Here is an 11,475-nt window from a genome sequence, read left to right as displayed (position 1 = left end):
GCTTGCCCGTGACACGCGCTTCGCCTAGACCGGCGCGGGACGCATGGAGGCGAGATGAGCAACATTAAAAGGATCGGCGCGGGGCCGCGTATGAGCCAGGCGGTCGTTCGCGGCAACGCCGTTTACACGGCCGGCCAGGTGGCCGACAAGACCAAGGGCGGATCGGTCGCCGATCAGACTCGCGAAATCCTCGCGCAGATCGACGCGCTTCTCGCCGAAGCCGGCAGCGCCAAGGCCAATATCCTGTCGGCGACGATTTACCTTGCCGACATCGCGACATTCGCAGAGATGAACGGCGTTTGGGACGAATGGGTCGACAAGGCCAATCCGCCCGCACGCGCCACCGTCGAAGCGAAGCTCGTGGCGCCGGCCTACAAGGTCGAGATCGCCGTCATCGCGGCGCTCTAGCGCCGCTCAGCGGATTTTCCGGGTCAAAGGCATAGCGGATGGTCTCGAAACGCATGCCGCGCGCGTCGATGAGCAGCAGACGGCCGACCAGCCCCTCGCCAAAGCCGACGATTTCACGCACGACTTCGAGCGCCATCATCGCGCCGACGACGCCGGCAAGCGCGCCAAGAACGCCGGCTTCTTCACAGGTCGGGATTTCCCCCGCCTGCGGCGGCGTCGGAAACAGACAGCGATAGGTCGGGTTAGGGCCGCCGTCGGGGGCGCGTTCGAAGGGCCGCAACGTCGTCAGCGACGCGTCGAAGCCGCCGAGCGCCGCGGTCACGAGCGGCTTTCTTTCGTAGTAGCAGGCGTCCGAGACGAGATAGCGCGTCGCGAAATTGTCCGAACCGTCGGCCACGACATCGTAGCGCCCGATCAAGGCCCGGGCGTTCGTCTCATCGAGTCGCAGCGCATGCGGCTCCACAACGACGTGCGGATTGATGCGGGCGATGGCGTCTCGCGCGCTTTCGACCTTGGGGCGGCCGACATCCTGCGTCGCGTGGATCACCTGGCGCTGCAAGTTGGACAGTGAAACCGCGTCGTCGTCGACGACGCCGAGCGCGCCGACGCCGGCCGCTGCGAGATATTGCAGCAGCGGCGCGCCGAGCCCGCCAGCGCCGACGACGAGTACACGAGCATCCTTGAGCTTGCTCTGGCCCGGCCCGCCGATGTCGCGCAGCACGAGATGTCTCGCGTAGCGTTCGATTTCTTCAGGCGAAAGGCTCAATAAGACTCTCCGGTGCGCCGCGCGGGGATTGCGGCGGCGCGACCATAGCGGCTTCGCTCTCTTGTCTCCAGCAGTGACCGTTGCAAGCGCTGAAATGACGATGAGTCAGGGTTGGACGGGCTGCCGCTTTTTCACCGATCGACGGTCCTCGGCGGAGGCCTGGCTCGTTTCGCGCAACGCCTCAAGTCCGACGCCGCCGAGCGCGGCCGCGCCGCGCGCATAAGCGATATTGTCGAGGAACTGTCGCGCGCAATTCTCCCAGGTGAAGGTCAGCGCATGCGCGCGCGCCGCCGCCCTGCTGATGTCGAGCGCGGCCAGCGCGGCGCTCCGGAGATCCTCGTTCAGCGCGCCCGCCCCGCTCGCCCCGATGACGTCGAGCGGTCCCGTGACCGGATAGGCTGCGACCGGCAGGCCGCAGGCCATGGCTTCGAGCAGCACGATGCCGAACGTGTCGGTGCGGCTCGGAAAAACGAAGACGTCAGATGCGGCGTAGAGCGCCGCGAGTTCGGCGCTCGTTTTGACTCCGAGGAATTTCGCCTGCGGAAATTTGGCTTCCAGCCCGGCGCGCGCGGGTCCGTCGCCGGCGACAAGCTTCGTGCCCGGCAGATCGAGCGACAAAAACGCCTCGATGTTTTTCTCGACGGCGAGGCGCCCGGCGTAAAGGAAAATCGGCCGCTCATAGGGGAGCGGCGTCGCCGCATCGGGGGTAAACAACGCGTGGTCCACGCCGCGCGACCAGCGCAGGACCCGCCGAAATCCCCGCTCTGACAATTCGCGCGACAAACTTGGCGTCGACACCATCACGCCGGCGCCGGCGTTATGGAAGCGGCGCAAGGCCGCATAGGCGACTCCGACGGGAAGCCCAAAACGCGCCTGGATATATTCCGGGAAGCGCGTGTGGAAGCTCGTGGTGAAAGAGCGGCGCGCCCTTAGCAAGACGGCGCGGGTCACAAGGCCGATGGGCCCTTCGGTCGCAATATGGACGTGATCATAACCATCTTCGAGCCGCCGGCGAACGGCGCGCGGCGAAGCGAGCGCCAGCGCGATCTCCGGATAGGTCGGCATGGGCAGCGAATTGAAATCGCGCGGGGTCAAAAAGTCGATCTCGGCGCCCAGCGCGCGCGCCGACTGCGCCATGGTCTCGAGCGATCGGACGACGCCATTGACCTGCGGACGCCAGGCGTCCGTCGCCACCAATATTCGCATCAAGCCGCCGCCGCTCTCTCGGGCAAGGACTTGGCGCGCTCGACAGCGTCCGCCGCCTCACGTTCAGCCGCCGTCTTGTGCCACCGCAAAATCTCAAATGCGCCATCGTCATGTTCGGCGATCGCGGTGCAGCTTTCGACAAAGTCTCCGGTGTTGACGTAGAGCTTGCCGCTGATCGTCTTGATCGTCGCGTGATGGATATGTCCGCAGATCACGCCGTCAACGTTGCGGCGGGCCGCCTCGGACGCGAGGGCGTTCTCGAAATCGCCGATGAAATTGACGGCGTTCTTGACCTTCAGCTTCGCCCAGGCGGAAAGCGACCAATAGCCGACGCCGAACATGCGGCGCGCACGGTTGAACCAGGTGTTGACGACGATCGCAAAATCATAGGCCCAGTCGCCGAAGAAGGCGAGCCACCGGGCGTTGCGCACGACGATGTCGAACTGATCGCCGTGGATGACCAGCATGGTCTTGCCGTCGGCGGTTTTATGCAGCGCGTGGTCGACGACGTCGACGCCGCCGAAGTTGAGACCGGTGTATTCGCGGGCGAATTCGTCGTGATTGCCCGGCACATATATGACATGCGCGCCCTTTCGAGCCTTGCGCAACAGCTTTTGGATCACGTCATTATGCGCCTGCGGCCAATACCAGCCGTTTTTCAGCCGCCAGCCGTCGACGATGTCGCCGACAAGATAGAACGTGTCGGCGTCGTTATGTTTGAGAAAATCGACCAGCAGTTCAGCCTGGGCGCCGCGTGCGCCGAGATGCAGATCGGACAAAAACAGCGTCCGATAGCGCCTCACTGCATGTTCACTTGCCGGATCCGACATCTGCGCCGTGTTGGCGCGCACCGCTTGGGAGACCTTCACCCTGGCGTTTCTGTCGAGCATGAGCTGTTCGCCTCTCGCCTTCGCCGCTTGGGCTGATTGACCAGATTCGCATCACAGCCAGATGACATGGCCATCTCGGCTCGAGCAGACGCACGCGCGGGGGTTCGCTGTTCGATATTTCGAACGCAGTCGGCTATCTTGCCGATCGATTCTGCAACGTAACGGGCGCAGCTGAAGCGCTGGGGATGATGGGCGTCGAAGGTCAGGACAAGCAGAAAATGTTGCAGGCGGGCGCGCTGGCGCTTTCTGGACAGCTCGGCGCGACCGTGCAGCGGCTGCGGAAAGCCTATAATTTGTCGCTTTCCGAACTCTCTTCGCAGTCTGGAGTCGCCAAGTCGATCATCAGCCAGATCGAGCGCAATGAAACCAATCCGACGCTCGCGACCATCTGGCGTCTCGCGCAGGCGCTCGACGTCTCGATCGAGCGGGTTTTGCAGACGACGGAAGATGGACCCTTCCTCGAGAAAACCAGCAAAGCGGACACGCCCCTCCTGGTGTCCGACGACGGCAAATGCCGGCTCGAGATCATCGGCTGGATCAAGACCGTCGAATGGCTGCAGTGCTATGAATTCGCGGCCGCGCCCGGCGGCGTATTGGAATCCGAGGCGCATCAGCGTGGCTCGGTCGAAAGCCTGTCCGTGCGCGACGGCGAGCTTGAGGTCGAGGTCGCCGGCGCGAAATCGTGCGTGAAAGCTGGGGAAACCCTGCGCTATCGCTGCGACCGGCCGCACATTATCCGCAACCTCGGCAAAACGCCGGCGCAGGCGACGATGGTGTGCATTCTGAAGGCGGCGGTGATGGAATGAACCGCCGCCGCCGCGGACGCGTGAGCATCCTGCGGCGGTCGATGGCGGCCCCGGTCAGGAGGAATGCAACTCGCCGATGTGCTTTTGCGAGTAAAGCTGGACGCCGAGCTGCTTGATCAACTCAAGCTGCGTCTCGAGGAAGTCGATGTGCTTCTCCTCGCTCTTCACCACGCCTTCGAAAAGCTGCTCCGAAACGCGATCGTTGATCGAGAGACAATAGGCCGCGGCTTCGAGATACAGCTCGCGGGCGGCGAACTCGGTCTCGAGGTCGGCCTTGACGATCTCCTCGACGGATTGGCCGATACGCAGCGGATCGAGCACCTGCATATTCGGGAAGCCCTCAAGGAAGAGGATGCGCTCGGCGAAATGATCCGCGTGACGCATCTCCTCGATCGACTCTTCCCGCCATTTCTTGGCGAGTTCGAGAAAACCCCAATTGTGGAAAATGCGGTAATGCAGCCAGTATTGATTGACCGCGGTCAATTCTGCGCGCAACCCACGATTGAGATAATCGATGACCTTCGCGTCACCGCGCATATCCGCATCCTTTCCATGAAAATAGACTTAGGCCGCCAGTTCGTCGGCGCGACAGCCTTCACAATCGCCGCTGCCCGAGCACTCATCCAATCCTCTCGCGGCGTGCTGGTCGACGATGGCGACAATGCTGCGCACACAGCGCCCGCATTTCGCCTCGCAGCCCATATGCCGGAACACAGCTGAAACCGAAGGCCGGTCACCGCGTGGCCCAAGCGTATCGCGCACATCGCGGTCCGACAGGACGTTGCACGAACAGACGATCATTACTTAGCCTAGTTTGGAAAGGTTGCAAACTGCTTTCTGGAAAGGTTGCAAATTTCCTTCTTTGGAAACATTGCAAACTACCTTTCGTATCAGTAGGTTACAACATCTCCTCTCGTTTGCCAACTCTCGCGTGTCGCCTTTCGGACAAACGCGCGCTGATGAACTCTAATTGGCAAGGACCATGCCGGTTCATCAAATACATTTTGGACGAGTTGGTCTCCCGGCAAGTGAAAAAAGATGAGCCGCGAACGACGTCCGCGGCTCCTGATCTCGGGGCTAAATTTTTCCTACCAGTGACGGTGTCCCCAGCCGCCGCCGCCCCAGCCGCCGCCACCCCAAGCGCCGCCGCGTCCGCCCCAGCCAGGTCCGCCCCAGCCTTGGCGACGCCAGCCCGGGCCGCCACCCCAGCCGCCGCCCCAACGGGGACCACCCCAGCCGTAGCCGCCGCCCCAGCCGTAGCCAGGCTGCCACCAGCAGCGATAGGGTCCGCACACCCAGCGCGCCTTCTCGACGCCCTGCCCCAGCTGAGCCGCGGGCGCGCGATCAATCCCCGGCAGCGCGGAAGCCTCTGGCGCGAATGCGCTCGAAGCGAGAACGAAAAGAAGCGCAGCGACGGCCGGCTTGACTGGCGCCGATAGGATTTTGACGGCTGCCGATTTCATGGAGCATCCTCCTGAGGGGAAAGAACTTAACTGCTTCAAATTGCGGCCGGCGCGCTGAACCGAGGCTGAAACTTCCGTTCATCAGAGGGTTATGAATGTCCAAACTCCTGGGCGCGCTTGATCAGGGCACGACGAGCACCCGCTTTATCGTCATGCGCAGTCAGGGCGGGATCATCGCCCAGGCGCAGCGCGAGCACCGGCAAATCTATCCCCGCCCCGGATGGGTCGAACATGACGCCGCCGAGATTTGGCGCAACGCGCAGGCCGTGATCGAGGCGGCGCTGGCCGAGGCCAAGCTCTCGCCCCGCGACCTCTCAGCCGTCGGCGTCACCAATCAGCGCGAGACGACGGTCTTGTGGGATGCGGCGACCGGCGCGCCCCTTCACAACGCGATCGTCTGGATGGATACGCGCACGCAAGCCGCCGTCGACCGGATCGCGGCGCAAGGCCTGGGCGATCTGGTCCGCGCAAAAACCGGCCTGCCGCTCGCGAGCTATTTTTCCGCGCTCAAACTCGCCTGGCTTCTCGACGAAATCCCCGGCGCGCGCGCGAGGGCGGCGCAGGGCGCCGTGCTTTTCGGCACGATCGATTCCTGGATCATTTGGAACCTGACCGGCGGCCCCGGCGGCGGCCGCCATCTCATCGACGCGACCAACGCCTCGCGCACACAGCTGATGACTCTCGAAACCCTGCGATGGGATGAAGAGCTGCTGCGGATCTTCGACATTCCCGCGGCCTGCCTGCCGAAAATCTGCTCCTCGAGCGAGGTCTATGGGGAATGCGTCGGCGCGCTCGCCGGCGTTCCGCTCGCCGGCGCGCTTGGCGACCAGCACGCCGCGCTGCTCGGGCAAGCCTGCGTCAATGTTGGCGACGCCAAGAACACCTATGGCACCGGCTGTTTTCTGCTGATGAACGTCGGCGAGACGCCGCGCATATCGACCAAGGGCCTGCTGACGACGCTCGCCTATCAGCTTGGAGACGCCAAACCCTGCTACGCGCTGGAAGGCTCGATCGCGATCGCCGGCGCTCTGGTGCAGTGGCTACGCGACAATCTCGGGATCATTAAAGAGAGCCGCGAGATCGAGGCGCTGGCGAGGAGCGTGCCGGACAATGGCGACGTCTATTTCGTGCCGGCCTTCTCTGGTCTTTTTGCGCCGCGATGGCGTGGCGACGCCCGCGGGATCATCGCCGGGCTGACGCGTTTCTCCAACAAGGGCCATATCGCGCGCGCGGCGCTCGAAGCCGCGGCGTTTCAGACCCGGGAAGTCCTGGCGGCGATGATCGCCGACGCGGGCGTCGAGATCGGCGCGCTCAAGGTCGACGGCGGCATGGCGGGGAACGATTTGTTAATGCAGTTTCAGGCCGACGTCATCGACGCGCCGGTCGTCCGTCCCAGCCAGCTGGAGTTGACGGCGGTCGGCGCCGCCTATGCGGCGGGTCTTGCTGTCGGCGTTTATAAAAGCCTGGATGACATCGCCGCGCACACGCGACAATCACGTCGCTTTACGCCCCATATGCCGCCGCAGGAGCGGGCGCGCCTCATCGCATCCTGGGAAAAGGCCGTCGAGCGTTCGCTCGGCTGGGCGGTCTGACAAGTTTGAGACTTGCGCGCTATTCGAAATCCGCGCTCAAACCGTGCTTTTCGAGCTGTTTTTCGACCGCGTCGAGGATTTTCTGCAGCTCCTCGATGCCGATCGGCGTTTCCTCATCGGGCGCGTCCCAATGTTCGAGGTCGTCGAGACGCACGATGAAATCGGCGTCTTCTTCTGATTCGCCGTCCGGCGGCGCGGCGGGGATGGTGAGCGTTTTCCCCGCGCGGCGCACGCGAATCGCGCCCTCCGTCACTTCGACCTGATAGCCGCCTGCGCGTCGCGCCATCGCTCCCTCCAGCCTCGCAGTCTCATGCGTCGAGAAGTCCGGCGTGAGCGGCGGCCTTGCGCATGAGGGTGGGCAATCCTTCTTTACCGAGATTGGCGCGCGCCGCCCAGCGGCAATCCGAGGGCGCCGCTTTGGCGCGCGTTTGCGCCACGAACACCGTCGCCTCCAGCGCGAAATGCGTAAAAATATGCGTCACCGGCTCTTCGAGCGCGCGCCACCGCGCCGCGCAGGGCGCGAAACCCGAGAATTCCGCGGCGGCGATGTCCTGCGTCAAAGGCGTCGACGGAAAGGCGTTCATGCCGCCAAAGAGCCCGCGCGGCGGCCGGCGCAGCAGCAACGCCTCGTCGCCGCGCCGCAGAATAAAGATCGCGCCGCGGCGTCTGGGCTTCGGCCGCTTGACCTCGCGCACCGGGTAGTCGCTTTGCGCGCCCTGACGCCGCGCGGCGCAGAAAGACGACAGCGGACAGGCCGGGCAGTCCGGCGTTCGCGGCGCGCACACAAGCGCGCCGAGCTCCATCAGCGCCTGAACGGAATCGCCGGGGCGCGCAGGGCTCATCAGCGCTGCGGCCTTTTCGCGAACGAGCGAGGCAACCTTGCGCGGCGGCGTCTCGATCGCGTGAAGACGCGCGATAACGCGCTCGACATTGCCGTCGACGGCGACGCAGGGCTGATCGAAAGCGATGGCGGCGATCGCCGCCGCCGTATAGGGACCTATTCCGGGAAGCCGGCGCAGAGCCGCTTCGTCGCGCGGAAATCCGCGGGCAGAATCCACGACCGCGCGGGCGCAGGCGTGCAGATTGCGCGCCCGGGCGTAGTAGCCGAGCCCCGCCCATTGCGCGAGAACGTCATCGAGCGGCGCGCGCGCCAGATCATCGATCGCCGGCCAGCGCGTCAGGAAGGCCGCATAACGCTCCTTCACCGTCGCGACGGTCGTCTGCTGCAACATGATTTCGGAAAGCCAGATTCGATAGGGGTCCGGCGCTTCGCCGGCCCGCGCGCGCCAGGGCAAGTCGCGCCGATGGACGTCGTACCAGACGAGCAGCGCCGCGCCCGGTTTGGTCGATCTCGCGCGAGGCTTTATCATGAGAGCGATTGATAGAGGGCGAAGCCTCGCCCCGGCAAGGAGGGCGGCGTCGCCGCAAGTCCGATGAGCGTATCTTCGAGCGTCCCCATGCGCGCCAAAGGCTTCAAAGCGCGCTCGCTCGCCGATTACGTTGCGCGCGAACTCGACCCGCTCATCGCCGCGCGCGGCTTCGGGGAAGCCTCGCTGCTCTTGTGCTGGCGCGAGATCGTCGGCGTCCGAATCGCGCGAATCTGCGCGCCCGCCTCGCTGCAGTGGCCGCCGCAGCGGCGGGCGAAGCCGGCTGACCCCTCGCCGGGGAAGCGCCGCGAAAAGACGCCGCGCGAGCCGGCGACTCTCGTGCTGCGGGTGGACCCGGGCTTCGGGCTTGAGGCGCAGCATCTCGCCCCGACCATCATCGATCGGGTCAATGCGCATCTTGGCTGGCGCTGCGTCGCGCGGATCGCGCTGCGACAGGAAGCCATCCCCCTCGCAACGGCGTCTCGGCCAAGCCTTGCCCGGGCGCCCAAGCCCGACGCGGCGGCGCGCGCCCGCGCCATCGCGGCGGCCGAGGGCGTCGCCGAGGAAGGCCTGCGCGACGCGCTCATCAGGCTCGGCGAACATGCGCTCGCCGGCCCGAGCGGCGCGCCCGGCGACGCTTGACGGCGCCCCGATCCGCCCTTGCGAAGGCTTGCAATCGCGAACGCTTGCTTTTAGGTTCGCGCCGCTAAACGCCGCCATAGCTCAGTTGGTTAGAGCACCAGATTGTGGATCTGGGGGTCCCCCGTTCGAGCCGGGGTGGCGGTACCATGTATATAAATTAGTTATGTCACGTTTTTTTCTGTTTTGCATTGGCCAATCACTCTCGGTAAGCATTCGGTAAGCAGAACACAGCTTCCAAGACGTTGTGGCTTTGAGCCCGACAACGAGGGGATCATCGCTGTGCTTGCGTGACGCAGTTTGGGCAGTTCGGCGCCGGGCAAGCCCTTTACGCTTAGAGCGGATTCGCCTTAAACCGGTTCATATCCTGCGGCGGCGAAGAAGTTTGCGCATTCTGTCGGCGAGAACTCCTTCAGCAGCAGGCCGATCCTGTCCCATAGCGCGTCGACGGTTCGCTCTGCGGCCTTGCGCAACAGGGCCTTGAGTTTTGAGAACGCCTTTTCGATCGGATTGACGTCAGGGCTGCAAGGCGGGAGATACAGCAGGGTCGCGCCCGCCGCCTCGATGGCCTTGCGCACGCCGGCGCCCTTGTGGCTGCCAAGATTGATGGGGTGGACGCCCCCTCGACGGCATCGTGTGCCAGAGTGGTGGTGTTTCAAGCCACTCGCAAAGGATGCGTCCATGAAGAATGTTAGCACAATCGGCCTCGATCTCGCGAAGCACGTATTCCAAGCGCATGGAGCCGATAAGAGCGGCGCTGTGGTCTTTCGTAAGAAGCTACGACGCCAACAGGTTCTGCCGTTCTTTGCCACCCTCCCGCCTTGCACCGTCGCCATGGAAGCCTGCGCCGGCAGCCACTACTGGGGGCGCGAGATCGGCAAGCTCGGCCACTCTATCAAACTGATTGCGCCGGCCTATGTGAAGCCGTTCGTCAAGCGGCAGAAGAACGATGCGTCCGACGCCGAAGCAATTTCTGAAGCCGCGCAACGACCGACGATGAGATTCGTATCCGTCAAAAGCGAAGAGGCGCAAGCTGCGGCGATCGTATTCCGCACTCGCGATCTGCTTGTCCGTCAACGCACGCAGACGATCAACGCGTTGCGTGGTCACCTGGCCGAGTTCGGCATGATCATCGCGAAGGGGCCGCAACACCTGTCCAAGCTCATCGCGATGGTGGGCGACCCAACTTCTCACCTGCCGGAAGCCGCACGTTCAATTCTCGCGCTGCTGGTCGAACAATTACGCGCGCTTGAAGAACGCGTCACCAGGCTTGATCGGGAGATCGCAGGTCGAGCGAAGGAGGATAAGGTCGCTCGTCGGCTGATGACGATTCCAGGCATCGGCGTGGTGACAGCCGTAGCATTGGCCGCTCTCGCACCATCACCTGAGACCTTCAAGCGTGGGCGCGATTTTGCAGCCTGGCTCGGATTGACACCTCTCCAACGATCGACCGGCGGCAAGGAACGCCTCGGCAGGACTTCGAGAATGGGCGAGCGAACATTGCGACGCTTGCTGATCATCGGGGCAAGCTCAGTTGCAGCCTGGACTGCTCGCAAGGGAGCGTTGGCCGGGTCATGGCTCGATCGAATGTTGCGCCGTAAGCCGCCCATGCTGGTGCGGGTGGCATTGGCCAACAAGATGGCGCGCGTCGCATGGGCTCTGCTCGCCAATGGTGGGGTATATCGAACTCCGATCGTGGCCGCATAGGGCGGGATCGCGAGGGTTGTCGACGGCGTAGGAAGGTCAAGCGGAGGGTATGGCGCAACGGTCGACGAGACGGGATCGGGAAAACCAGTTCATGGACGAGCGCCACGAGCGCGCGAGATTGTAATGGATCCGATCCGCGAACTCCCATACGGGCCCGCGGCATGTGACTGCGCCGCATCAGAGGCCGGATACATGTCAGCACCTGACCATGCGCTGCGCAACTTCGAAGATTCTTCTTGCACCGGCGGGGGCGTCCATACATGTCCATGATCACGATGTCGTCCCGCGAGAGCGTCGGGACGAGAACCTGATCGACATAGGCTTGGAACCATTGGCCGTTGACCGGCCCGTCGAGAACCATCGGCGCCGTCATGCGGTCGCAGCGCAGACCGCCGATGAAGGTCGTCGTCTTCCAATGTCCGTGCGGAACGCTCGCGCGCAGCCGCTCGCCTTTCTGTTCGCGCCCGCATTTGCGCGCCATGTTGGTCGTGGTCCAGGTCTCATCGATGAAGACGAGCCTTTCCGGATCGAGATCGAGCTGGCTCTCGAACCAGGCTTCGCGCCGCGCCTTTACGTCCGGGCGGTCCTGTTCGCTCGCATGGGCGGTCTTTTTTTGAACGTCAGACCGCAA

The 11,475-nt window shown here is 64.1% G+C and carries 13 protein-coding genes, 1 tRNA gene and 2 pseudogenes; 6 read left to right on the top strand and 10 right to left on the bottom strand.

All coding sequences use genetic code 11. The features are described 5' to 3' along the window. Positions 1-54: 54 nt before the first annotated feature. Positions 55-408: a RidA family protein gene (locus IYY11_RS03665; RefSeq protein WP_029649346.1), complete on the top strand. Its 354-nt coding sequence runs from the start codon at positions 55-57 to the stop codon at positions 406-408. On the opposite strand, the gene IYY11_RS03660 is transcribed toward IYY11_RS03665, so the two are convergent. From IYY11_RS03660 to IYY11_RS03650, 3 genes are all read right to left on the bottom strand, one after another. Continuing rightward, positions 392-1,174, bottom strand: a complete 783-nt coding sequence (locus IYY11_RS03660; protein WP_196402765.1) for a molybdopterin-synthase adenylyltransferase MoeB — start codon at positions 1,172-1,174, stop codon at positions 392-394. The two genes, IYY11_RS03665 and IYY11_RS03660, sit on opposite strands and share 17 nt — an antisense overlap. A 105-nt stretch (positions 1,175-1,279) precedes the next feature. Next, on the bottom strand, positions 1,280-2,380 hold the full coding sequence (locus IYY11_RS03655; protein ID WP_281431670.1) for a glycosyltransferase family 1 protein: 1,101 nt from the start codon (positions 2,378-2,380) through the stop codon (positions 1,280-1,282). Then, on the bottom strand, positions 2,380-3,270 hold the full coding sequence (locus IYY11_RS03650) for a UDP-2,3-diacylglucosamine diphosphatase (protein WP_246719603.1): 891 nt from the start codon (positions 3,268-3,270) through the stop codon (positions 2,380-2,382). Before IYY11_RS03650 ends, IYY11_RS03655 begins: the two co-directional genes overlap by 1 nt. A gap of 188 nt (positions 3,271-3,458) precedes the next feature. Here IYY11_RS03650 and IYY11_RS03645 point away from each other — a divergent pair, with 188 nt between their 5' ends. Continuing rightward, the gene (locus tag IYY11_RS03645; protein WP_196402827.1) at positions 3,459-4,076 is read left to right on the top strand and encodes a helix-turn-helix domain-containing protein; all 618 of its coding nucleotides are present in this window, start codon (positions 3,459-3,461) and stop codon (positions 4,074-4,076) included. Between the two features lie 54 nt (positions 4,077-4,130). Here IYY11_RS03645 and bfr read toward each other — a convergent pair whose 3' ends face one another. From bfr to IYY11_RS03630, 3 genes are all read right to left on the bottom strand, one after another. Further along, a complete protein-coding gene (gene bfr, locus IYY11_RS03640; RefSeq protein ID WP_196402763.1) occupies positions 4,131-4,613 on the bottom strand; it encodes a bacterioferritin in 483 nt (160 codons plus the stop codon). 27 nt (positions 4,614-4,640) lie between these two features. After that, the gene (locus IYY11_RS03635; RefSeq protein WP_014891379.1) at positions 4,641-4,877 is read right to left on the bottom strand and encodes a bacterioferritin-associated ferredoxin; all 237 of its coding nucleotides are present in this window, start codon (positions 4,875-4,877) and stop codon (positions 4,641-4,643) included. 287 nt (positions 4,878-5,164) lie between these two features. Continuing rightward, entirely contained in the window at positions 5,165-5,539 is a 375-nt protein-coding gene (locus tag IYY11_RS03630) for a hypothetical protein (RefSeq protein WP_196402762.1), read from the bottom strand. Positions 5,540-5,634: 95 nt separating this feature from the next. Between IYY11_RS03630 and glpK the strand changes: the two genes are divergently transcribed. Next, positions 5,635-7,131: a glycerol kinase GlpK gene (gene glpK, locus IYY11_RS03625; RefSeq protein ID WP_196402761.1), complete on the top strand. Its 1,497-nt coding sequence runs from the start codon at positions 5,635-5,637 to the stop codon at positions 7,129-7,131. A gap of 19 nt (positions 7,132-7,150) precedes the next feature. Here the strand turns inward: glpK and IYY11_RS03620 are convergent, their stop codons facing one another. After that, complete coding sequence (locus tag IYY11_RS03620; protein WP_196402760.1) at positions 7,151-7,417, bottom strand: Imm74 family immunity protein; 267 nt, start codon at positions 7,415-7,417, stop codon at positions 7,151-7,153. Between the two features lie 22 nt (positions 7,418-7,439). Beyond that, positions 7,440-8,501, bottom strand: coding sequence for an A/G-specific adenine glycosylase (locus IYY11_RS03615; protein ID WP_196402759.1), 1,062 nt, complete (start codon positions 8,499-8,501; stop codon positions 7,440-7,442). Between the two features lie 87 nt (positions 8,502-8,588). Here IYY11_RS03615 and IYY11_RS03610 point away from each other — a divergent pair, with 87 nt between their 5' ends. Then, a complete protein-coding gene (locus IYY11_RS03610; RefSeq protein ID WP_196402758.1) occupies positions 8,589-9,140 on the top strand; it encodes a DUF721 domain-containing protein in 552 nt (183 codons plus the stop codon). 70 nt (positions 9,141-9,210) lie between these two features. Further along, a tRNA-His gene (locus IYY11_RS03605) sits at positions 9,211-9,287 on the top strand. A gap of 200 nt (positions 9,288-9,487) precedes the next feature. Here IYY11_RS03605 and IYY11_RS03600 read toward each other — a convergent pair. Next, positions 9,488-9,742 (bottom strand): annotated as a pseudogene (locus IYY11_RS03600) (transposase); the annotation flags it as partial. A gap of 76 nt (positions 9,743-9,818) precedes the next feature. Between IYY11_RS03600 and IYY11_RS03595 the strand changes: the two are divergent. Continuing rightward, a complete protein-coding gene (locus tag IYY11_RS03595) occupies positions 9,819-10,844 on the top strand; it encodes an IS110 family transposase (protein ID WP_196402826.1) in 1,026 nt (341 codons plus the stop codon). Positions 10,845-11,106: 262 nt separating this feature from the next. On the opposite strand, the pseudogene IYY11_RS22755 reads toward IYY11_RS03595, so the two are convergent. After that, positions 11,107-11,475 (bottom strand): annotated as a pseudogene (locus IYY11_RS22755) (transposase); the annotation flags it as partial.

Source organism: Methylocystis sp. H62 (assembly GCF_015709515.1).
In the GTDB taxonomy this organism is placed as follows: Bacteria; Pseudomonadota; Alphaproteobacteria; order Rhizobiales; family Beijerinckiaceae; genus Methylocystis.
The sequence above is the reverse complement of the archived record's forward strand: the minus strand, read 5'-3'. Positions and strand labels throughout refer to the sequence as shown.